Below are 23,255 nucleotides of genomic sequence, written 5' to 3'. Positions count from 1 at the left end.
AATCGGTACACTTTTTCAAATCAAAGAATTTTTTAAACTTTTAACTTAAAGGGAATAGGCAAGAGAAAGAAAGATAATCTACGCCTATTAATCAGCCTGTAATCGGGTTTTGGCGACAATTCTGGTCTTTTTGCGTTCGGCTTCTGAGAGGTCTTCTCCCATTTGTAAACGAGTGGCACTACTTTGTAGAATGGTAGCGGCTCCTTGGTCTCCTAATTGTAAAGCCGTTTTAGCCGCCGTTTGTAGTAAAGTAGCTGCCCCAATGCGATCGCCTTGTTTAAGTTTTTCTTCAGCAATTTGGGTTTGACGATATTTGGCTAAAGCTAAAATAGATTGACGAACTTGATCATTGGGTTCAGGTTGGTAAACCGTTTGGACTTCTACATTGAGAGGTATGGTTTCTGAAAGTATGCCGGTTTGAGATAAAGCCGGATCATCAAAACGGACTTGTGCTTTACCAATAGTTTGAATACCTGGAGAGAGTTGATTAATATAAAGATTGATCAAAACCACTCGTTCTTGATCCACCATTAAGTCTCCTAAACGCACAGTATGGCGAGTGCCTTCGGATTGTACTGTTAACTCTACCGTTTCCGGTTCCACTTGGGCAATGGGTTTTAACTGGGCTAAACTGGCTTGAGGTAATAAATCAATGATTAGATGAGCATTAGTTAATCCGATGGACTGAGCGCGGCTAAATAGGCGGCTGAATTCTTCTAAAGCTTTTTCGGGGTTTTCAATATAAGATAAGCTGCCTCCGGCAGAATCAGCAATTTTTTCTAAAACATCTTGATTCCAATGGTTGCCAAAGCCTAGGGTATTAAGAGTAATATTATAGTCTGAGGCCACTTGAGCCAGTTTCAAACAGCGTTCGTTATCTCCGTGTTCATTTTCTCCATCGGTTAACAGAAATATTTGCGAGACTCGTTCTTGTTTCCCTAAAGCAGATTCTTTGATCCCGAGTTTGAGTCCTTCATCGATGGCTGTTCCTCCGGCTGCTCTAAGCGCTTTAATCTGTTCTATGACAGTATTGAGGTCTTCTATTCCTTGGTTAGGAACAATCACTTTTGCTCGGTGATCAAAGGCGATGACTGAGACACGATCTTCAGGATTTAATTGTTTAACCAGTTCAATTGCCGCTTTTTTCACCGTTTCTAGGGGTCTTCCTCCCATTGATCCACTGTGATCTAAGACAAGGCATAAATTTAAGGGTAAAGTTCTCCCGGGTTCTCCTTGTGCGGATATGGCTAAGGAAAGTTGCCGTTGGCTGCTATTTTGGTTAGCATCAATATGAGCATCACTTAGGGCCGGTCTGATAATAACTCTCATAGTTTTCCTAGGATGTAATGGTCTTAGAAGAATATCTGTAGCTATTTCTAGGATAGCTGACTTTCTTTTGAAGCTACAGGTAATGCCCTCATGCTAATTGTGTATAGATTTTTTTGTTTCGCGCTCCTGCACCAAGGAGCCAAAGGATACAATAGACTGTGTTAGGTTTATCGGCTTATTTCCTTAACCTTCTCTTATTAATGCCAATATAACTTAATATCAAAGACAGAATAGTCTTGAGTGTATTAGCCTTATGCCTAAATCAAAAATTAAGTCCTCCGAAGTTAATCTTAAGGATCATCAGTATTATTTTAACCGGGATTTAAGCTGGTTAGAATTTAACTACCGGGTGCTATATGAAGCCTTAGATTCCCGTACACCGCTTTTAGAACGCCTCAAATTTAGTGCCATCTTTTGCTCAAACTTAGATGAATTCTTCATGGTAAGAATTGCCGGACTCAAACAACAACAAGAAGCCGGAGTGACTAAACTGACACCGGATGGACGTACCCCTTCTCAACAATTAGCAGATATTAGCGCTCGCCTACGTCCGTTAGTTTCTCAACAAGACCAAAACTTTGAATATAATCTTAAGAGTCAATTAGTGGCTCAGGGAATTCATTTAATTAACTACGTTGACCTTAACCAGGAACAACGTACCCATTTACATGAGTATTTTGAAGCTCATATTTTTCCTGTTCTCACTCCCCTGGCGGTTGATCCTTCTCATCCTTTTCCTTATATTTCTAATTTGAGTCTTAATCTCGCTGTGGTTGTTAGGGACCCTGAAACTGATAAAGAACTTTTTGCGCGGGTAAAAGTGCCTAGCGTTTTACCTCGTTTTATTGAGTTACCCAAAGAACTTAGACAACAACAAAGAGATAAAACCGCCATTTGGACAGGAGTCCCCTTAGAACAAGTCATTGCCCACAATTTAGAGTTCTTATTTCCGGGGATGATTATTCAAGAATGTCATGCCTTTCGAGTGACTCGGAATGCCGATTTAGAAGTAGAAGAAGATGAAGCTTATGATTTACTCTTAGCGATCGAACAAGAACTGCGAAAAAGACGTATCGGAAAATCAGCCGTTCGTTTAGAAATTCATGCCTCAACACCAGAAACGATTAAGCATAGATTAATGCAAGATTTGGGGCTAGAAGACATGGATGTCTATGAAGTAGAAGGATTACTGGGCCATAGAGATTTATTCTATTTTATGTCTTTGCCTTGTCCAGAACTAAAAGACCCTCCTTGGAATCCGGTCACTCCTAACTGGGTAAAAGAAATTCAACAAAGGCGTTCAGAATGTGAAACCGAAGATATTCCCGATGGCATGGATATTTTTAGTGCTATTCGTGAAGGGGATATTTTAGTTCATCATCCTTATCAAGCTTTTAGCGCTACGGTTCAAGAATTTATTACTGAAGCGGCTTATGACCCTAATGTACAGGCCATTAAAATGACTTTGTATCGGACTTCGGGAGATTCCCCCATTGTTAAAGCGTTAATTGCTGCGGCTGAAAATGGTAAACAAGTGGTAGCTTTAGTAGAATTAAAAGCCCGATTTGATGAAGAAAATAATATTCTTTGGGCAAGAAAATTAGAACAAGCTGGCGTTCATGTAGTCTATGGATTAGTGGGATTAAAAACCCATACAAAAACGGTTTTAGTGGTGCGTCAAGAAGATAAACAAATTCGCCGCTATGTTCATATCGGAACGGGAAATTATAATCCGAAAACCGCTAAATTATACACCGATTTAGGGTTATTTAGTTGTCGAGAAGAATTAGGAGCCGATTTGACAGATTTATTTAATTTTTTGACCGGCTATTCCCGACAAAAATCTTACCGTAAATTATTAGTTGCCCCTGTGAGTATGCGTAAACGCATGATCGAAATGATCCGCCGAGAAGCCGAACATTGTCGCAATGGGGGAACCGGCCGAATTGTAGCCAAAATGAATGCTTTAGTTGATCCTGAAATTGTCGAGGTTCTTTATGAAGCTTCTCGCGCCGGGGTGGAAATTGATCTCATTATTCGGGGGATGTGTTGTTTACGTCCTGGGGTTGAAGGAATCAGTGAAACCATTCGAGTAATTAGCGTTATAGGGCGTTTTCTCGAACATTCTCGCATTTTCTATTTTCATAATGGAGGAAAAGAAGAAATGTATATCGGTAGTGCCGACTGGATGACCCGAAATTTGAGCCGCCGAGTAGAAGCCATTGTTCCTGTAGAAGATCCCAACATTATCAAAGAATTACAAGAAATTTTGGGCATTATGCTCTCAGATAACCGGCAGGCATGGGATTTACTCCCGGATGGGACTTACGTCCAACGTCGCCCGAGTGATGAGGACCATCAACAAAGTACCCATGAAACTTTGATGCAAATGGCTTTAAACTCCGTAAGTACCCATTAAGATCCCAGCAATTCTAGAGGCGTTACCGACAACGTCTCTACCTCTTGAGGCCGTTTACAATATTACCGATTATCGTTACAATATTTTGATATTTAAAGTACGATAAATATATCGGGTTTACCATAATTTATGAAAAGCTATTTCCAATCAATCCGCGCCAGTCTAAATGAAGCCGTCTCTATTTCAAACCCCTTTACAACGAGTGATACACCAACAACCCTCCTAGAAAAACTGATAGGAGTCGTATTAGTAGTCCTTGGCTATTTACTCTCACCCCTATGCTGGTGGAATGATTTGGTGATTAATCTCCCTCTTGCCTATGGCTTTGGTTATGTTTGCAGTTGGATTTGGTCAGATATACTGCTACCAGCCTCAATTGTCGGTTACTGGCTCACGAATATTGCCGGAATTCTTTTAATGCAAAGGGGAGCCATGAATATTTTGCAAAAGCAATCTGAAGAACGCAGCCTTAAAAAAGAATTGATCAACGGTTTAGTCTCTTCAACCGCTTATACACTCGTAATTTTACTGTTAATTCAGTTAAAAATTCTCGACTTACCTCAATTATAAGGTTACCCTAAGCTCAGTTTCTCCGGCCACGCCCCCTATAGATTGATACTATTGGAATAAGAGTGTGTTCTAGGTTGAGGTTCACTGATTAAATCATGATATCTTCTGAGAGTTCTTTTAAATCCTGGTTAAATGAGCATCGGCAGTTATTATTGCTTTCAGTTATGGGTGTGTTCTTACCCATAGGGATTTTTATATTCCTAGCGTTAGGAATTGCACGGCAGCCGGAGGGGTTTCCTTGGGATGTACCCATTTTATTATTTATTCACACCGAAGCGCGCTCACAATTAGATATTTTTGCGGCGACTCTAACTCAATTTGGCATTTATTGGGGAGTAGTACCGTTAATTATTGCGATCGCGGTAACTTTATCTTTTCAAAAAAAATGGCGGGCAATCATTTATCTTTTTATTACGGCGGTAGGAACAGCAATCATTAGCCATACTTCTAAATTATATTTTCATCGAGTGCGCCCGAGTTTATGGGAACATTTTTATCCTTTGCCGCCTGATTTTTCCTTTCCCAGTGGTCATGCGCTCTCTAGTATGATGCTATTCGTCACTCTAATAATTTTAACCTGGGGAACTCGTTGGTTTGCGGCTGTGCTATTTATCGGCAGTTTTTTTGTGTTAGGAATTGGCTGGACAAGGCTTTATTTAGGCGTTCACTACCCCACCGATATTTTAGGCGGCTGGATGCTTGCAATTGCTTGGTCAATAGGTGTTAGCTTAATTGTTAAACCTAATAAACTTTAGTCATTAGTCATTAGTCATTAGAATTGTAGGGTGGGTTAGGTGCGGGGATAACTTTTATAAGAAACGGATAAATTTTGATCCGCTCCGTAACCCACCACTATGTATTTTGTATCAAGTTATTAGTCATTAGTTATTAGTTATTATATAGCGTTTCTCCAATCAATGAGGTACACCTCAATTTTATTTTTTATTACCTGTTCCCAGATCCGGTGTTCCCTAAAATCGAAAAACTATGTACCTCACTAAAATGAGAGATGCTATAAATCATCACTCATCACTATTAACTCTTAACTTCAATTGGCGCACCGTCACGAAAAATAATTAACTCTCCAGGTTGTATCGGTGTCCAAACTTCGTTATCAGTTAGAGGAGTGGTAGCAATAACAGCAACCCGGTCTGTAGGATGAGTCAAAGCTTGAAAATCTACGGTGAGGTCTTCATCAATGAGATGAGCTTGGGAAAAAGGAGAGGAGCGGATAATATAATGTAGATGAGTGGAACAATGAGCAAATAAATATTCACCATTGCCAAGTAAATAGTTAAAAACGCCTTTTTCGGCCATCAAATCCGTTGTTTGTTTAAGAACCGAGTAGAGTTGTGTCAGAGTAGGTTTGCCATCAGCAAAAGAGCGGCGCAAAATATTTAATAGATAGCAGAAGGCTTTTTCACTATCGGTTTGACCAATAGGTTGATAAAATCCTGGCAGTTCGCTATTCATATCTATAAGATTTCCATTATGAGCAAATACCCAATAATTCCCCCACATTTCTCGTCTAAAAGGATGACAATTTTCTAGACGAATATCTCCTTGTGTTGCTTTGCGGATATGGGCAATAACATTAGTAGATTTAATGGGGTAGCGTTTGACTAAGTCCGCTATGGGAGAGATAGCAGAAGGTTTAGCATCTTGAAACATTCGACAGGCTTTTCCTTCAAAAAAAGCAATGCCCCAACCATCTCGATGTTCATCTGTTTTGCCGCCTCTAGCACAAAAGCCTTCAAAGGAAAAACAGATATCAGTGGGAACATTACAATTCATGCCTAGGAGTTGACACATAAGTAAAGAGTAAGAAGAAATAATAAAGGGTAAATAACTAATGACTTTTCAGAGGAGATAACGTTAAGCCGCCTGTTTCGGGAAAGCCTAATTCATTGGGAGAACTAAATTGCCAATGTTGTTGATATTGATTGAGAAAATTTTGCCCAACAATGCCATCAATTTCTAAAGTATCTAACACCTTAGTATCAACAATCACGCCATCAATTTGATTAACCGTATTTTCTTTTAAACTCACTTGATCTAAACGGGTATTATAAGCCGCTTCATTTCCACAAAATCCGCTTACTTGTGTGGGTTTGTTTTTCGTCAGATTGAGTTGTTTTGCCAATTTTTCAGAAATAACCATTTGTTCGGCTCCCGTATCAAGAAGAAAGGTAAAAGGACCTTGACCATTAATATAAACTTGAGTGGTCATTAACCCCATTTTTCCTTTTAAAGGAATGGCTGACGTACTGATAGTAGAAGGGGGGGATAATTGGAGTTTTTGAGTTTCAGGATTAATCTTGACATCAAAGCCGCTAAAAAAATCTAAGCCGATGACACCGGCAATATTTTCAGAAATTAAAAATTTTGATAAACCTAGTCCCATAAGTCCTTGTGCGCTTGCCCCTTCAATGGCTATTTTAGGAAAGGGGTGCATAGCCGCCTCAAGTTTATCGCAGCTTTGGCCCACTACCATATATTCTAATAAATCATTGGGGATATTAATACTTTTTAGTTTAAGTTTTTGGGCTATTTGATTAGTAATGATCGAGTTAGAAGCCCCCATATCTAAAATAAATGGGTGTGTTTTTCCCTCAATGGTTACAGGAAGAGAAAAAACATTAGTTGAGGGCAATTTTTGTAATTCAATAGTGGCTTGTCCTTGACGGGTAGGAGTCGGTAAAGGAACGCCTGTTATCTTGACAATGCTTTTAAGACGTTCTTCGGCATCGGCTCGAATATTGCCCTGTTCATCTAGATAAATAACTCGATAAAAACATTGTATAGAAGTGGTTTCTAAACTTTGCTGTTGACTTTGACTATCACCGGAAAAACTATTGGAAATACACTTAACTAAATCTTCTACTAATGCTTGTTCTTCGATTGAAAGATGAGCAGGTGCTTGAGACTCAGCTAAAATCATCGAGGGAGAAAATAGGGTTAGCCCTCCTAAAAAAGGCGTGATTATAAATCGACTAATTTTTTTGTTTGATAAAGCTTTTCGGATTAATTTCATGGAATTTAAATCAATTAATTTTGGGTGATTTTGACCAGAGAACTTTTATTATTAACTCTGCTGGCTAAGGGTTTTAACTCCGGTGGCGCAGTAACAACCCTTCCCCAATCATTGACTAATTCTGTTAGTAATTGTTCTTGTTCGCTTTCCGATTGTTTCCAAGGTTGTCCTATATTCATAATGGCAAACCAAACTGTATTTTTTTGTTGGGTAGGTAACGCTCCGGCTAAAGCACTAATATTGTCCCAAATTCCCGACTTGAGTACGGCAAAGGGGGGAAGTTGCCGCCTAATTTGTAAAATACCTTCATCTTGCCCAATAATAGCAAAAACATCGGCAATAGTCATATTATAAGCTTGTAAATACCGTTCAATGGCTAAAAACATCGCTACTGTAGCCCGAGGAGAAATCTTATCATCTCCACCGAGTTGAATTTCTGAGGGGGGGACTTGTGCGAGTTGAGCGGCTTTTTCGGCGACAATGAGATCACCCCCTAATGCTGTATTAATGATCTTGGTCATCCAAGTATTACTGTAGAGATTCATTTTTTTGAGGAGTTCAGCTAGAGGCAAAGAATGATGAGATAACAGAGGTTTTAGCCCTGGCGGCGCAGTAGCAAGGGGTTTAACTGAACCTTCGATAATGACTTGAGGAGTGGGTGTGCCGGGGGGTAAAGTTTGATATTGTGTTTTGGCTTCTTCAGTCCAGTTTTGGGAGTTTAAGCCGATTTTTAATAAATTACCCGATTCAAGGGCAGATAATTTAAAATTCATGGCAAAACGCCCTACAATAATTAAATCCCCAGTGACTCGCTTAATTCCCATTTCATTTAATAAATTCCCCACCGCCATCGCTTCTTCCCAAACAAAAAAAGGATCATCACCTCCTTTGACCACTAAGTCCCCGTTTAAAACACCATCTTTGAGCTTACCCCTCATAGCAAAATCAGTAGTAAACTGGTGATCTGGGTTAAATCTATCCAAGGCGACTAGGGTAGTGGCCACTTTAGCAATAGAAGCACTCTCAAGCGGCGTAGTGCCTCTATAATTGGCTAATAGCGTATTTCCTGACTGTATCCAAATGCCTTGGGTAGTAGGGTCGTAACCTCTGGTTGCCAGATGCTTGACAAATTGTTCAATCTGTGCTTGATTAGGTTGAGCGGCTCCATTAAGAGCGGCAAGATGAGGGATAGAAACCGGCTTGAGCGATTGAGAAGAAATTTGTTGTAATTTGGCTTCAGGAGTGGGAGAAACCACAGAAGAAGGAGATACAGCACAGCCAGTCAGAAAACCTAAAGGGATAAGCGAAATAAGAACTTTTAAAGTGGAATTTAGCATGATCATCAAGAGCTAAAATTCTTTTTAAGGGAACAGGGAACACCGGCTAAATATATCTGTATTCATCTGCTACACTCTGCCTGCCTGCGTTCATCTGTGGACAATAATCTAAAATCCGGACTTTTGCAAGAGCCTAAAGCCTCTACAATGAGTTAATGATAAGGGATAACAACAATAACAACATGGATACAAAAGCCTTTAAACGCTCATTACAACAGTCAGAGAATTACCACCGCAAAGGATTCGGCCATCAAGAAGAAGCGATGGGGGTAATGAATAGCGAGTATCAGAGTTCTTTAATCACAGAGATTCGTAATAATAACTATAGAATAACTCGAGGAGATGTGACTATTCGTCTTGCTGAGGCGTTTGGGTTTTGTTGGGGGGTAGAACGTGCGGTAGCGATGTCTTATGAAACCCGTCAACATTTTCCCTCTCAACGCATCTGGTTAACCAACGAAGTCATACATAACCCTTCTGTGAACCAGCGCTTGCGGGAGATGAAAGTGGAATTTATTCCTGTAATTGAAGGTCAAAAAGATTTTAGCGTCGTTGAAGGAAATGATGTCGTTATTTTACCGGCTTTTGGCGCGAGTGTGAGTGAAATGCAACTGCTTAATGATAAAGGTTGCACCATTGTTGACACTACTTGTCCCTGGGTAGCTAAAGTTTGGAATTCAGTAGAAAAGCATAAAAAACGCAGTTATACTTCGATTATTCACGGCAAGTATAAGCATGAAGAAACGGTTGCGACCAGTTCTTTTGCAGGAACTTATTTAATTGTATTGAATATGGAACAGGCTGAATATGTCTGTAATTATATTCTTAATGGTGGGGATAAACAAGAGTTTTTAGCTAAGTTTAAAAAGGCTTATTCGGCGGGGTTTGATCCCGATGTGGATTTAGAAAGAATTGGGATTGCTAATCAAACGACCATGCTTAAGAGTGAAACCGAGGAGATTGGGAAACTCTTCGAGCGTACTATGTTGAAAAAGTTTGGCCCGACGGTTTTAAATGAGCATTTTATGAGTTTTAATACTATCTGTGATGCCACTCAAGAACGTCAGGATGCCATGTTCGATTTGGTTAAGGAAGAGTTAGATTTAATGGTGGTGGTTGGTGGGTTTAATTCTTCTAATACCACTCATTTACAAGAGATTCCTATTAATGAGGGAATTGTTTCTTATCATATTGATAGTGCTTCTCGGATAGGACCAGGTAACCGCATTGAACATAAGCCGCTCTTGAAAGATTTAGAAGTTAAGGAAAATTGGCTCCCTGATGGGAAGGTGGTTATTGGAGTGACTTCTGGCGCTTCTACTCCGGATATTGTGGTAGAACAGGTTCTTGAAAAGATTTTTGAGATTAAAGCTTTGGCGGCGGTTTAAATGACCTCTCCCCCTAACCCCCTCTCCTGCGAGGAGAGGAGGAACATTGTAGGGTGGGTTAGGCGGCGAAAAAGTTTGAAACAAGAGAATAAATTATCAATCCGCCGTAACCCACCACCCCATTAAACTTTATGATTAAAATGGGTTATATTTAAATCAAAAAAGTAGCTTTTTGTTGATCAATCCCTAACCCCCTCTCCTCGCAGGAGAGGAGGAACATTGTAGGGTGGTTTAGGCGGCGAAAAAGTTTGAAATAAGAGAATAAATTATCAATCCGCCGTAACCCACCACCCCATTAAACTTTATGATTAAAATGGGTTATATTTAAATCAAAAAAGTAGCTTTATGTTGATCAATATGAAGACTCTGCAAGAAATTGAAGAAGCTGTTAGTCAACTTTCCCCAGAAGATCTTGCCGCATTTCGTAATTGGTTTGCCCAATTCGATGCGGTGGCGTGGGATAAACAATTTGAGGAAGATGTAGCGGCGGGGAGATTGGATGAGTTAGCTAAAAAAGCTTTAAAAAATTTGCAAGCAGGAAATTGTACTGATTTGTGAGACATCGAGCGAGTCCTGATTTTTGGTATCATTATCCACAGCTACCGCGTGATGTCCAAGAACTTGCAGATCGATGTTACGAGTTGCTTAAACAAGACTCTCGCTATCCGTCACTACATTTTAAAAAAGTAGGCCCGTTTTGGTCAGTGGATAAGCCCTTCACCCTGAAGGGTGAGGCTATACGAACAAAGCCCGCCTGCGCGGGCTAAAAGGATATTATGAGGAACGAAATTCAACACAGACCTTAAACTTAAAACTAAGTGAAAAGCAATTAAAATTATCATTTTGAATTAATCTCAGGTTGGGGAATAGGCGGCGCTGGTGGGTGAGAGGTTTGAGATTGGGTATAGATGAGAGTTCCTGCTACACTTCCACTGAGCAAGATAATAATTAATGGCTTGATCCAAGGGTTGCGGGGCTTGTGCCAGGCTTGATAGAATTCGGGATAAGGTAGGGTTTGGGCGCAATGCGAGAAAATTTCGTAAGCCTCTTTGTTAAAACTAAAATTACGCAAAAGTTGCCAAGTTATTTCTAATGGCTTATTTTTCAGCTTGGTAACAGCTTTTGCCATCTCAGATTTTGTCAATATTTGTTTTAAACTCTCTGCCGCATTACGGCGAGTCCATTCATCCTGTGAGGTAGAGATTAAGGCTTCCAAAGCGGAGATCGCTTTTTCGTTGCCGGGAGCTATCTTTCCTAAACTCTCTGCCGCATCACGGCGAGTCCATTCATCCTGTGAGGTAGAGATTAAGGCTTCCAAAGCGGAGATCGCTTTTTCGTTGCCGGGAGCTATCTCTCCTAAACTCTCTGCCGCATCACGGCGAGTCGATTCATCCTGTGAGGTAGAGATTAAGGCTTCCAAAGCGGAGATCGCTTTTTCGTTGCCGGGAGCTATCTCTCCTAAACTCTCTGCCGCATCACGGCGAGTCGATTCATCCTGTGAGGTAGAGATTAAGGCTTCCAAAGCGGAGATCGCTTTTTCGTTGCCGGGAGCTATCTCTCCTAAACTCTCTGCCGCATCACGGCGAGTCGATTCATCCTGTGAGGTAGAGATTAAGGCTTCCAAAGCGGAGATCGCTTTTTCGTTGCCGGGAGCTATCTCTCCTAAACTCTCTGCCGCATCACGGCGAGTCGATTCATCCTGTGAGGTAGAGATTAAGGCTTCCAAAGCGGAGATCGCTTTTTCGTTGCCGGGAGCTATCTCTCCTAAACTCTCTGCCGCATCACGGCGAGTCGATTCATCCTGTGAGGTAGAGATTAAGGCTTCCAAAGCGGAGATCGCTTTTTCGTTGCCGGGAGCTATCTTTCCTAAACTCTCTACCGCATAAGCGCGAGTCAATTCATCCTGTGAGGTAGAGATTAAGGCTACCAAAGCGGAGATCGCTTTTTCGTTGCCGGGAGCTATATTTCCTAAACCGAGTGCCGCATAAGCGCGAGTCCATTCATACTGTGAGGTTTGGATTAAGGCTTCCCAAGCGGAGATCGCTGTTTCTCGCTCAGTCTCTACTAGAGTTGCATTCGCTAAGTCTTTTATAGGAGAATTACTAAATGTCCAGTTTATTATCTGCGTAACAATTTCTTTAGTCTGAGAGCAATTTTTAAACTCCCTCACTCCCATTGCGGCTAACAAATAAGCTCGATAATCATACATTCCTTTATTTTCCCATTTGCCGCATCCATCATTAAACGTCACTAACTTATTAATGAATGCCTCTTTTTCCTCTTTTTTTACATCCCCTCGTCCCAACCACAGCAAAAAAGGTTCTTTCCATTTAGCCTCAAAAATGCGATATAGTTTCCCTTTAGCAGGTTTATTTTTGTGTTTACGAGTGAGAAAATAATCCCAATCATCAATAACTGTAGCGGCGAAATATTCTTGAAAACTCGGATGATAAAAAGCATAAACCGGTTCATCTGTTGCCGCTTCCCGATCAACAATATTCAACCAACCCACCCGACAAGCTAACTTAAATAATTCCTCACCCATCACATTATAAGCCCTACTTTCCAGAATACGAAATCTAACCTCACTATCAAGCTGTTGTAACGCTAATTCTCCCAACTTTCGATTTAATAGCTGTTGTTTTTCTCTACTAATTTGATGCTGTTCTGGTTTCCATTCCCGATAATAATCTCTTACATATAACTCATATAACTGGGCTTTTGTATCGGGTAATTGCCCTGGATTATTGGACCAAACTTCACATAACATTGCCAATCTCAGGGGATTATGAATCAATTCTTGGATAGATTGATATTGAGGTTCTTTAAGTTTATCTTGTAATTGAAATACTATATTATCTAGCTCCCCTCTCCTCGCAGGAGAGGGGTTGGGGGAGAGGTCATTTTCAAACCAATCCTCAATAAATTCTGTTACTTGTTCATCCGTAAACTGTAAAGTCCGAAAAGTTTTAAAATCTGATAACGGATTACTTTTCTGCTCATCCCAAACATTTAAACGAGAGGTTAAAATTATTCTGGCTCGATTTATCCAATCCTCTAAATACTGTTGAATTGTCGTCAAAACTCCGCCCGATGAATTCACGGCCATTTCATCTAAACCATCTAATAATAACCAGACTCCGCCCTCTCGAAAACGTTTTTTTAATGCTTCTTGTAATGCTGTTTTATCTTGTCTTTGTTCTTCTGAGATAAATTCTTCAGCTTTTTTGAGCCAATTATTTAATAAATAGTCTTCTAAAGATTGCTTTTCTAATGCCGCCAAAGAAATTAAAATCGGCAACCCTTTTTGATGTTCTTCAATCCAAGCCGCAATTTTATATAATAAAGTAGTTTTACCGGCTCCGGGTTCTCCAGTAATAGCAATATGTTTATTTTCCTGCCCAGTTCCTCCGATAATTTCTGTTAAAAAAGTCTCATGTTGATATTCTTTCGTGATAACAGTTTCTTCGAGTTGATAAACTTTTTCTCGGTCTGGATCTTCTTGTTTTTTTCGTCGTTGTTGCTGTTTCCGTTCTACTAATCCTAAAGGTACATAAATATTTAATTCAAATCTCTTTCTGTAATTTTTTTTCTGAGTTTTTTTTGTTTTTGTAGGACTTGTTGACAGATAGATTGCCAATCAAGATTAGGAATGAACTTTGTCCCCTCCCCATAGGACGATCCCATTCAAAATGTATTATTTTGTATAATGTGAATTGTTTGAGCTTGATTAAAATTATTGATTTTCTCGGTTAATTTAGCTAAGTTTTGAATAGAAAACTGTTTTTGCTGTAGTTCTTGGTCAATTTTTTGCAGTATTTCTGTTATATTCGGAGGGGGTTCTGCTTCTGCCGCTTTTGCTAATTCATCAATACTTTGGCTTAACTCTGTATTATTTTTAGCGGCTGTTTCCACTTCTAAAACCGCTTGACCATAATCTAAAGGTTGTTCGGGTGCAAGTGCAAGTGCTGTTGCTATTTTGGGGGCTGTTTTGGTCAAAGCATTGATAAATTGACTGATTTTTTCTGATAAAATATCACTGACTTTGTCCTCAGTTTTTTCAAGGGTTTTTTGAGCTATTACTGATCCTATAGCGATCACAGTCCCTGTAAAGAGTTCTATCATCATCCCCTCCTGATTGCTTTTTATTTCTTTATTAGCAATATTTCCTTAAATTGTCAATATTTTGCGATAAATTTTCATATTTAAGCCTGCGTAGGCAGCTTTTGCTCGGTTGGCCCTCACCATATGCGGGTGTAGGATAATTTCAATAACTTAAGTGGTGCGTTACGGCGGATTTTTAGTTGTAGTTCATTTTCAAATATTGTAGCCGCCTAACGCACCCTACTCGCTGATTTTTTTTTATTTGGCAAATAATCAGAATTTAAGATTTCTTCAGGAGTAAAAGGACATTGTTCAGGAAACACATTAGCCGCTAACCCAGTTTTTTTAATAACCTGCTTTCGTGCCTTCGGATAAACAAGCTCAATTTTTTCTAAAAAATAATTATATAAAGAGTTATAGTTTTAGTCATTGGTGAATTCGTCAGTAATACACACCTACAATATTAACTCCCCTCTCCTTGTAGGAGAGGGGTTGGGGGAGAGGTCATACATTTACCAAGGAAGAAGCTTCCTATCGCGGTAAAACCCTCCACTCGGCGAACCATCCGGAAGCATCGCCAACCAGACAATAGTATCTGCTCCCTGTTGAGGGGTACGGGTTGCATCAGGGCCTCCCATTTCCGTCTTTACCCAACCTGGACAGGCCGAATTAACTAATATATTTGTACCTTTCAATTCATCTGCTAAAATCCGGGTCACGGCATTAATAGAAGTTTTCGAGAGTCGATAACCTGGATATCCCCCACCCATATTAGTTAACTGTCCCATGCCTGAAGACACATTAACCACCCTTCCATAATTATGCACCCTCATGATGGGTATTAATGTCTGGCTTACCAGTAACGGACCATAGACATTCGTTTCCATCGATTTTCTGATGGTGTCTATCTTAGCATTCAATACACTGCTATCCTCAGCAGAACCAATCAAAACCCCTGCATTGTTCACCAAGATGTCTAAACGTCCAAATTGATCCTTGATAAACTTGCCTAATAATTCAATACTGTCAGGGTTAGTGACATCGAGAGGATGATAAGTCACCTTGAGTTTTTCTGATTGTAGCTTTTCTGCCGCCGCTATTCCTTTGTCTTCATCCCGACTTGTCAAAACCACGTGAATTCCGTTTTTGGCGAGTTGACGACTGGCTTCAAACCCTAACCCTCGGTTAGCACCAGTGACAACTGCTATTTTTTTAGTAGCACTCATCTTCGATTTTATCGTTTATGGTTCTTTCTCTAATGTATCTATAAATTCTCTGCCGGTGACGCTTATTTTGAACTTGTGAGTTATTTGGGTTTATTGGCCGCACCCTGTAGCAGATGAATAAGGAGGGTTTGTTGGTTAATGTCCTAGGAGTTTTTCTCTTAGATGTTGTATTCTGTCTCGGTATTTGGCGGCTTCTTCAAATTCGAGTTTTTTGGCGGCTTCTTTCATTTTGTCTTCGAGTTGTCCGATCAATTCGGGGACTTTTTCTAGGGGTAATTCGTCTGCTTGTTCATAAACTTGTTCTAGTTGTTGGGCGTTTAAGCGGCGGGATATATCTAAGAAAGATAAAATCGCATTACTTGAGCGTTTAATAATCGGTTGAGGGGTAATTCCATGACGTTTGTTATAGGCTATTTGTATGTTCCGTCGTCTTTCGGTTTCTTCCATCGCTTTGAGCATACTATCGGTTAAATTATCTCCATATAAAATGGCTTGTCCTTGGATATGCCGCGCTGCCCTGCCGATGGTTTGAATGAGAGAACGTTCTGCCCGTAAAAACCCTTCTTTATCTGCATCTAATATGGCCACTAAAGACACTTCGGGTAAGTCTAATCCTTCTCTTAATAAGTTTACCCCGATTAATACATCAAATTCTCCCTCCCTCAAATTTTGTAAAATTTCTATTCGTTCTATAGAAGTAATTTCTGAGTGTAAATATTGGACTTTTATCCCTCGCTCTTGGAAGTATTCGGTTAAATCTTCTGCCATGCGTTTTGTCAGCGTGGTAATTAAAACCCTTTCATTGCGCTTAACTCTAACTTTTATTTCTCCTAACAAATCATCCACTTGTCCTTCAGTAGGACGCACGAAGATTTCCGGATCGAGTACCCCAGTCGGACGGATAATCTGTTCCATGACTCTTCCTTCAGATTGTTCTATTTCCCAGTCTCCAGGGGTAGCAGAAACAAACACACATTGATTGACTTTTTGCCAGAATTCCTCGGCTTTTAAAGGTCGGTTATCGGCCGCACTCGGCAAGCGAAACCCATGTTCTATTAAGACTTTTTTCCGAGATTGATCACCGTTATACATTCCCCGAATTTGAGGCACGGTGACATGAGATTCATCGATTACTAATAACCAATCTTTCGGGAAATAATCAATTAAACATTCTGGGGGTTCTCCGGCTTGTCTTCCCGCTAAATGACGGGAATAATTTTCTACCCCATTACAATAGCCCACTTCCCGCAAGAGTTCTAAATCATAACGACATCTCTGTCCTAATCTTTGCGCCTCTAAAAGTTTACCTTGTTTCTCTAATTCTTCGACTCGTTCCTCTAATTCTAATTCGATCGCCTGACAAGCCGCTTCTAATTGATCATCCGGAGTCACAAAGTGCCGCGCTGGGTAAACATTAATCCGATCTAAACTGTGTAAAATTTGTCCGGTCACGGGATCAAGATATCGAATAGCGTCTATTTCATCCCCAAAAAACTCTACTCGAATAATCCGATCTTCATAAGCCGGAACCAATTCTAAAACATCCCCCCTAAGACGGAATCTTCCTCGTTGCAACTCTAAATCATTGCGGCTATACTGAACAGAAACTAAATCCCGCAATAATTGCCGTTGGTTGATTTCTTCTCCCACCTGTAAGCTAATCGCCGCTTTAAGGTATTCTGAAGGCATTCCTAAGCCATATATACAGCTAATAGAAGCTACCACAATCACATCCCGTCTCTCAAACAGGGAACGAGTGGCAGAATGCCGCAACATATCTATTTCATCATTAATCGAGGCAGTCTTTTCAATATAGGTATCACTGACCGGAATATAAGCCTCGGGTTGGTAGTAATCGTAATAACTGATGAAATATTCTACCGCGTTATCGGGAAAAAACTGTCTGAGTTCATTACACAATTGAGCGGCTAAGGTTTTATTATGGGCCAAGACTAGCGTCGGTCTGCCGATTTTTTCAATGGTTGCAGCAATGGTAAAGGTTTTACCGGTGCCGGTTGCACCGAGGAGGGTTTGAAAACGGTTTCCCCTTGTGATAGAGTCAATCAGTTGAGTGATCGCTTGGGGTTGATCCCCTGTGGGTTGAAAAGGTGCTTGCAGATAAAAAGGACTCATAAGACTATTCAAAAGGAACTATAGGCTGAGATAATCAACAGTATTACAGAGTTTTATTTTGAAGGGGTAACGACAACGATAACCTTATAATAGAGGCAAATATTAAAACAAGATTAAAGTGGGGACTTCCGTAAGCGACCACAACGCCCGCTAATTCATTGTATAATCTTAAAGGAGCAAACCAAATGAGTACGGAAAAAGTAGAAACCAACGGCACCCAAGAAAGTGATAATGCTGCTACAAGTAGCGCCAAAAAAAGCACTAAGGGAACTGCAACCAAAGAAAAAGAAAAAGAAGTCGTTGCTCTCTCGGTATCTCAAGGTTCAAGCGCTGGTACTAATTTAATCAAACACACTGATACTTTACCCGGGGGTCGTCCCATCGAAGCTAGTCATTTAAAAGTGGTTAGCACTTACAACTCTGTCGGCGCTGCGCGTCCGGTGGTAGCAAGTGGGATGGAAATTAAAGGGACTTTAACGATATCTGGCGATCGTCCCATTGCGGCTAGTCATTTAGTTATTAGTGAAACTTATACTGTCATGGGTAATCGTCCGGTTGCGTCTAATGAAATTGATGATCCAGCCTCTTTAATGGGATTTCTCGATTAATACAAAGATTGTTAATGATAATCTTTTTGGCTTTAGGGTGGCTAGTTACAATCATGACTGGTCACTTTAATTTTGTCTCCCATGTTAGTACCTCCTTTTGATTTTAGCCATTACTACACCTACGAGGAATTGGTGAAATTTCTACATCAGATGGCTGAATCTTACCCTCATCTCATTAAATTAGAAGTCATTGGCCAAAGTTATGCCAAGCGAGACATCTGGTTAGCGACCCTCACGAGTCAAGATAGCGGCTTACCCCTAGAAAAACCCGGTTACTGGATCGATGGTAACACTCATGCCGGAGAAGTGACCGGCTCAGCAATTGTTCTTTATATTATTCATCATCTGCTCACTCAATATAAGCAAGACCCTCAAGTTACTCGCCTACTAAATGATTATACGGTTTATGTCCTTCCCCGTATCGCCGTTGATGGTGCCGAAAAGTATTTAACCACTCCCTACCGTCTGCGATCGAGTATTCGTCCTTATCCTTATAGCGAGGGGCGAGAGGGACTTTATCTAGAAGATATTAATGGAGATGGGTTAATTTTACAAATGCGGCTCAAGGATGACTGCGGTGGGTGGAAAGTAGCACCCGAAGATCCCCGTATTATGATCCCTCGAGAACCGGATGAATTTGGCGGCACTTATTACACCCTGTTACCCGAAGGATTAATCCGCAATTATGACGGGTATAATGTTAAACTTGCCCCCACTTATGAAGGATTAGATTTTAACCGGAATTATCCGGCCGAATGGGTTCCCGAAGGAGAACAAAAAGGGGCGGGTTCTTTTCCTTTTTCTGAACCAGAAACCCGCGCAGAAGCAGAATTTTGGTCACAGCATCCTAATATTAATGGCTTTATGACTTATCATACTTCGGGTGCGGTGATTTTACGCCCTTATAGTACCGAACCGGATGATCATTTTCCTTATGAAGATTTAGAAATTTATCAACTGATCGGCGAAAAAGGCACAAATTTAACGGGTTATGAATGTGTTTCGGTTTATCATGACTTTCGTGATCATCCCACAAAAGTAACTCATGGGGCGATGGATGATTATTGTTATGATCATTTTGGTTGGTTTGGTTTTACCGTAGAATTGTGGGACGCTCCCACCCAAGCCGGCGTTAAAAAAGAACATTATGTTAAATGGGATGATCGACATCCCCTCAGTGATGACCTGAAGTTGATGCAATGGAATGATGAAAAATTAGCCGGAAAAGGCTTTATTCCTTGGCAACCTTTTCAACATCCTCAGTTAGGTGAAGTAGAAATCGGCGGATGGAATTTTAAACAAGTTTGGCAAAATGCCCCCGTCGAATATTTACCTGAGTTGTGTGAAAAGCAATGTCGTTTTGCCATTTCTCACGCCCTGATGTGTCCCCGTCTTGCTATCGCGCGCACTGATTTAACCCATCATGGGGGAGATATTTATCATCTGGTGTTACAGTTAGAAAATCAGGGTTTTTTACCCACTTATACCAGTGAAAAAGCGCGAAAAAGAAAAAGCGTTCAACCTATTCAAGTAAGTTTGTCTTTAGGCGAAGGGGTAAGTCTAGTCAGTGGGGAAAAAGAACAAGAAATTGGCCATCTCGAAGGACGGTCTAATAAAGCCTTTAGTAATGTAGCAAAAGGTTATGATTATCGTTGTACAGTAGAATGGGTAATTAAAGGAGTATCGGGCAGTGAAATCGAGGTAATTGCTAAAGCCCAAAGAGCCGGTACAGTGAGAAAAAAAATTAGTTTTTGAAGACAAAATACACTAAATTAAAAAATTTTGTCTTTCATTTTGAATGGCTACACTCCACCATAACGAGCGATAACCGGTTGTAGCGGCTGTTCTTGATTATACAACCAAGCCCACATTTGATCCCCTAGAGAAAAATGCCACCACTCCCCCAAATGACGACGAAAACCAGCCGCTCTCATCACTTGATGTAATAACTCTCTATGAGTATGATAATCTTGTTCTTGAGCCATAGTAGAATTAGCGTAATAAAGGGGATGAGAACGGTCTGAAAGTTCATCAATATCGCCCCCCATATCAATAGGCTTTCCGGTAGCATCAACTAGCGTAATATCCACAGCCGCACCGGTACTATGAGGAGGAGGAGTCGCAGGATTATCATTAGCAACTGCCCAAATTTTATAGACTTCTTGCCAAATCTCTTGACGTTGTTGGGGAGATAAATTATTTTCTGTTAATCGTCTTTCTTGTAATACAGTAGCAAAAGTATAATCCACCATAAACTGTTGAACCGATACAGGACGATAGGCATCAAAAATAAGAATATGCCAACGAGGATAATCTTTTTGTAAATTCCTCTGAGCATTAATTAAAGCTTCTAGCACTCCTTGACGTAGAAAATAAGGAGATTTTCCCCCATAGTCGGCTCCCAACTTTTCATAGGGATGAGGAGATTCTACCGCAAATAAATTTAAAGGAATAGGAACCAAGGGTTCTCCACATTCTTCTATCAAGAGAGTCTGATAGGGTTTAACTGAAGCTATACTCATTTCGGTTATAGGCGAATAAATCTCGCTCTACAAGGTAACATAAACACAGAGGACTATCTCACTAAATGTCAATTTCTTCTTTGCCGCCTGTCTTTATGTCTTGTAATCATCACAATTATTAAAAAATTCTATAGACTGGGAAACTGTTTTATTGCTTGAGCGTCTATGGCAATAACCATCAACTCAGATATTCAAGCAATATAGGTCAATCCCGTGAAACATTTTCTTAGCGCTCTCACACTCTCAAGCTTATTTTTGAACATTCCCTCAACTTTAGCCACCATACAGAAAAATATTTACTTACCCACCGACAAAACTTGTGCCGTTTATCGAGGAAGAATTGACCACGCACAAGCTTTTCCGATGTGGATTGAAAAAAACCGTCAACTGATGATAGAAACCAATAGCGAATTAAAAGTAGCTGTGGTTTTTCAAAATGAAGTGGTTTCTCCCTATCAAATTCATGATTTAGTGCCTGACATCACCTCCCAATATTCTTATCGCACGCCCGGCACGGGGAATCATATCATCTCAGTACAAGGAAAAGCCGCCTCGGCCAAGATTTCATTCTGCTTGAAATGATCGCGGCTCCCAGAATAACTAAGCAAATGCTACACTGAGGTTTATATCTCTATTAGTGTTCTCCTCTCAAAAGGTCGCCCCCAATGCAAAAACGACATAACTTTGATTCTTCTCATATCATGTACCGTGCTGAGGAGCTTATGAGGCACGCTTCTAACCGCTATCGCATTACCGTACAAGTGGCTAATCGTGCTAAACGTCGTCGCTATGAAGAATTTGACAATATTGATGATCCCATGATGAAGCCTTCGATTCGTGCCATCATTGAAATGTCAGATGAAATCTCTCAGGATGATATCATTAGTGACTAAGTTAAACGTTAATGTGTAGGAATAAGTTTACTGATGTTACCCCCTAAACCGAGAAAAAGAAAACTCCCTCAGCTAATCTTGGCGATGGTTATAGGTTTTTTATTGGTATTGGGGGGAGGATTAATTAAACAGGTAGCTTTGGGACAACAAACGGTTGTTTCTCAATATTTACGGCCCGAATTTGTAGCCGATCAAATTTATACAAAGCTGAATTATCTTCCTAAAGAAAATCAGTATCTCAATAAAGAAACTGGCAAACCTGTACCAGAAAATACCCTCCTTAACCGTTTTATTCGCTATCATCAAGATATTGTCAAACGCCCCACTAGATTTCGTCTAGATTGGCAACTTACCCTAGCGGATTATTTGGGAGTTAATCAAGAGATAAAAGAGGAACGCTACCCCGGACGAAGCACTTTAACTGTTAATCCGATGGAAGCTGATATTAAAATTATTCAAAGTCTAAATCGTCGTCAACGAGAGGAATTAGTGGAGGTTTTGGTGAGTATCTATGATGTAGATCCAGAAAAACCCTCAACCCCTGAACAATCCCCAAATTCACCTTCTAACCCAACTCAGACAACGCCTCAAGCGACTCCTACACCCACCCCGACTACTCCTAAAAAACCTTCCCTTTCTAAACCCGGTGATGCAAATTTATTAGTTCCTTAAGCATGAAAGAACGTTTGCTCAAAGAAGGTAAAGGTTGGCGACTAGGGTGGAACCCACAAGGAGAAATCTACAAAGGTTTAGTAGGAAGCGAAGAATGGGCGATTGAACTAACAGAAGCCGAATTAAATGATTTTTGCCGCTTGTTAAATCAATTAGCCGAAACGATGGAAGAGATGAAACAGCAGTTAATGGACTCTGAAAAGATTGCCTGTGAAGCTGAAAGTGATTTACTCTGGATGGAAGTAGAAGGCTTTCCTCATGCTTATTCTTTGCGTTTAATTCTCCATCAACATCGCCGTTTTGAAGGAAATTGGGCAGCCGAATCTGTCGCAGACTTGGTTAAAGCAACCCAGTTTTTAAAAGTGTTTTGAAAATTGATGAATTTGTGGATTAAATATGAGTCAATTAGCCGAAATAATTACAACGATTGATAACCAATTGTCTAACCGTCATATAGACCTAGATCCCGGCGGATATTTTATTATTTATTTGGATCGAGAAAGCGGCTTAATTTGTGCTAAACATTTTACGAATATCATTAATGAGCAAGGATTAGCAGTAGACCCAGAAACGGGTAAGGTGATTCCCGCTAAGGGAAAAGTAGCAAGAACTGCCGAGACTTTATATACCGCTAGAACAGCTAAAGAACTTTGTGTCAAAATTTTTGAGGAAACTCAACCGAGCCCGGTCACAATGTTCGATCATGCGGCTTATTTAGGTCGGGAATTTGTTAGGGCAGAGTTGGCTTTGATTAATGGACAAGAGTATGTTCAAGATTGATTAGGGAGTAGCTGTTGAAAGTCGCCAAGGATGAGGGCACTTTTCTAGATATTGCCATTGAGTTTTTGGTTCTGGTAGGGTCATTTTCTTGTTTTGCGCGTCGCTTCTATTTTCTCATATAAGTCTGATTGCTCAAATTGGACAGTGATCGCATCTGCCGAACAATCTGCAAGAACCACAAAAAAAGGAATTTAGGCAGGGCCCAATCTACAAATGAAACATCAAGAATTTTTAACTTTA

The 23,255-nt window shown here is 40.4% G+C and carries 21 protein-coding genes and 1 pseudogene; 12 read left to right on the top strand and 10 right to left on the bottom strand.

Annotated features, from left to right (window positions below; genetic code table 11):
- Positions 1-87: 87 nt before the first annotated feature.
- Positions 88-1,329, bottom strand: coding sequence for a vWA domain-containing protein (locus CYAN7822_RS15655; protein ID WP_013323250.1), 1,242 nt, complete (start codon positions 1,327-1,329; stop codon positions 88-90).
- Between the two features lie 253 nt (positions 1,330-1,582).
- Between CYAN7822_RS15655 and ppk1 the strand changes: the two genes are divergently transcribed.
- The 3 genes from ppk1 to CYAN7822_RS15640 all read left to right on the top strand — a co-directional run bounded on the left by ppk1 (position 1,583) and on the right by CYAN7822_RS15640 (position 5,073).
- Positions 1,583-3,748: a polyphosphate kinase 1 gene (gene ppk1 / locus CYAN7822_RS15650; RefSeq protein WP_013323249.1), complete on the top strand. Its 2,166-nt coding sequence runs from the start codon at positions 1,583-1,585 to the stop codon at positions 3,746-3,748.
- 129 nt (positions 3,749-3,877) lie between these two features.
- Complete coding sequence (locus CYAN7822_RS15645) at positions 3,878-4,318, top strand: DUF7980 family protein (RefSeq protein WP_013323248.1); 441 nt, start codon at positions 3,878-3,880, stop codon at positions 4,316-4,318.
- A 95-nt stretch (positions 4,319-4,413) separates the two neighbouring features.
- A complete protein-coding gene (locus tag CYAN7822_RS15640) occupies positions 4,414-5,073 on the top strand; it encodes a phosphatase PAP2 family protein (RefSeq protein ID WP_013323247.1) in 660 nt (219 codons plus the stop codon).
- Positions 5,074-5,353: 280 nt separating this feature from the next.
- Here CYAN7822_RS15640 and CYAN7822_RS15635 read toward each other — a convergent pair whose 3' ends face one another.
- From CYAN7822_RS15635 to CYAN7822_RS15625, 3 genes are read right to left on the bottom strand one after another with little or no spacing between them, the layout of a single operon-like run.
- Positions 5,354-6,130: a class II glutamine amidotransferase gene (locus CYAN7822_RS15635; RefSeq protein ID WP_013323246.1), complete on the bottom strand. Its 777-nt coding sequence runs from the start codon at positions 6,128-6,130 to the stop codon at positions 5,354-5,356.
- A 37-nt stretch (positions 6,131-6,167) separates the two neighbouring features.
- Complete coding sequence (locus CYAN7822_RS15630) at positions 6,168-7,352, bottom strand: retropepsin-like aspartic protease (protein ID WP_013323245.1); 1,185 nt, start codon at positions 7,350-7,352, stop codon at positions 6,168-6,170.
- 14 nt (positions 7,353-7,366) lie between these two features.
- Complete coding sequence (locus CYAN7822_RS15625; RefSeq protein ID WP_013323244.1) at positions 7,367-8,689, bottom strand: D-alanyl-D-alanine carboxypeptidase; 1,323 nt, start codon at positions 8,687-8,689, stop codon at positions 7,367-7,369.
- Positions 8,690-8,871: 182 nt separating this feature from the next.
- On the opposite strand from CYAN7822_RS15625, the gene CYAN7822_RS15620 reads away from it, so the two are divergent.
- Both CYAN7822_RS15620 and CYAN7822_RS15615 read left to right on the top strand, forming a co-directional pair.
- A complete protein-coding gene (locus CYAN7822_RS15620) occupies positions 8,872-10,077 on the top strand; it encodes a 4-hydroxy-3-methylbut-2-enyl diphosphate reductase (protein ID WP_013323243.1) in 1,206 nt (401 codons plus the stop codon).
- A 357-nt stretch (positions 10,078-10,434) separates the two neighbouring features.
- Positions 10,435-10,635, top strand: coding sequence for a hypothetical protein (locus CYAN7822_RS15615; RefSeq protein WP_041933777.1), 201 nt, complete (start codon positions 10,435-10,437; stop codon positions 10,633-10,635).
- Between the two features lie 280 nt (positions 10,636-10,915).
- Here CYAN7822_RS15615 and CYAN7822_RS15610 read toward each other — a convergent pair whose 3' ends face one another.
- The 5 genes and pseudogenes from CYAN7822_RS15610 to uvrB form a co-directional block, all read right to left on the bottom strand.
- On the bottom strand, positions 10,916-13,717 hold the full coding sequence (locus CYAN7822_RS15610; protein WP_013323240.1) for an NACHT domain-containing protein: 2,802 nt from the start codon (positions 13,715-13,717) through the stop codon (positions 10,916-10,918).
- Positions 13,718-13,764: 47 nt separating this feature from the next.
- Positions 13,765-14,205: a hypothetical protein gene (locus CYAN7822_RS15605; RefSeq protein WP_245602577.1), complete on the bottom strand. Its 441-nt coding sequence runs from the start codon at positions 14,203-14,205 to the stop codon at positions 13,765-13,767.
- Between the two features lie 206 nt (positions 14,206-14,411).
- Positions 14,412-14,585: pseudogene (locus CYAN7822_RS35770) on the bottom strand (DUF29 family protein); the annotation flags it as partial.
- 108 nt (positions 14,586-14,693) lie between these two features.
- The gene (locus tag CYAN7822_RS15600; RefSeq protein ID WP_013323238.1) at positions 14,694-15,407 is read right to left on the bottom strand and encodes an SDR family oxidoreductase; all 714 of its coding nucleotides are present in this window, start codon (positions 15,405-15,407) and stop codon (positions 14,694-14,696) included.
- A gap of 135 nt (positions 15,408-15,542) precedes the next feature.
- On the bottom strand, positions 15,543-17,540 hold the full coding sequence (gene uvrB / locus CYAN7822_RS15595; RefSeq protein WP_013323237.1) for an excinuclease ABC subunit UvrB: 1,998 nt from the start codon (positions 17,538-17,540) through the stop codon (positions 15,543-15,545).
- A gap of 185 nt (positions 17,541-17,725) precedes the next feature.
- On the opposite strand from uvrB, the gene CYAN7822_RS15590 reads away from it, so the two are divergent.
- Both CYAN7822_RS15590 and CYAN7822_RS15585 read left to right on the top strand, forming a co-directional pair.
- Positions 17,726-18,148 (top strand): hypothetical protein, encoded by a 423-nt coding sequence (locus CYAN7822_RS15590; RefSeq protein ID WP_013323236.1) that lies wholly within the window; start codon positions 17,726-17,728, stop codon positions 18,146-18,148.
- An 81-nt stretch (positions 18,149-18,229) separates the two neighbouring features.
- A complete protein-coding gene (locus CYAN7822_RS15585) occupies positions 18,230-19,903 on the top strand; it encodes a M14 family metallopeptidase (protein WP_013323235.1) in 1,674 nt (557 codons plus the stop codon).
- 47 nt (positions 19,904-19,950) lie between these two features.
- On the opposite strand, the gene CYAN7822_RS15580 is transcribed toward CYAN7822_RS15585, so the two are convergent.
- A complete protein-coding gene (locus tag CYAN7822_RS15580; RefSeq protein ID WP_013323234.1) occupies positions 19,951-20,670 on the bottom strand; it encodes a M15 family metallopeptidase in 720 nt (239 codons plus the stop codon).
- A gap of 213 nt (positions 20,671-20,883) precedes the next feature.
- Here CYAN7822_RS15580 and CYAN7822_RS15575 point away from each other — a divergent pair, with 213 nt between their 5' ends.
- From CYAN7822_RS15575 to CYAN7822_RS15555, 5 genes are all read left to right on the top strand, one after another.
- Entirely contained in the window at positions 20,884-21,252 is a 369-nt protein-coding gene (locus CYAN7822_RS15575) for a hypothetical protein (protein ID WP_013323233.1), read from the top strand.
- Positions 21,253-21,335: 83 nt separating this feature from the next.
- Complete coding sequence (locus CYAN7822_RS15570; protein ID WP_013323232.1) at positions 21,336-21,563, top strand: DNA-directed RNA polymerase subunit omega; 228 nt, start codon at positions 21,336-21,338, stop codon at positions 21,561-21,563.
- A 33-nt stretch (positions 21,564-21,596) separates the two neighbouring features.
- A complete protein-coding gene (locus CYAN7822_RS15565; RefSeq protein ID WP_013323231.1) occupies positions 21,597-22,235 on the top strand; it encodes a hypothetical protein in 639 nt (212 codons plus the stop codon).
- A gap of 2 nt (positions 22,236-22,237) precedes the next feature.
- Positions 22,238-22,606 carry a DUF1818 family protein gene (locus CYAN7822_RS15560; RefSeq protein ID WP_013323230.1) on the top strand — a complete coding sequence of 123 codons (369 nt, stop codon included), beginning with the start codon at positions 22,238-22,240 and terminating at the stop codon, positions 22,604-22,606.
- A 25-nt stretch (positions 22,607-22,631) separates the two neighbouring features.
- A complete protein-coding gene (locus CYAN7822_RS15555) occupies positions 22,632-23,015 on the top strand; it encodes a DUF4346 domain-containing protein (RefSeq protein WP_013323229.1) in 384 nt (127 codons plus the stop codon).
- Positions 23,016-23,255 lie beyond the last annotated feature (240 nt).

This window comes from Gloeothece verrucosa PCC 7822, assembly GCF_000147335.1.
Taxonomy (GTDB): domain Bacteria; phylum Cyanobacteriota; class Cyanobacteriia; order Cyanobacteriales; family Microcystaceae; genus Gloeothece; species Gloeothece verrucosa.
The sequence above is the reverse complement of the archived record's forward strand: the minus strand, read 5'-3'. Positions and strand labels throughout refer to the sequence as shown.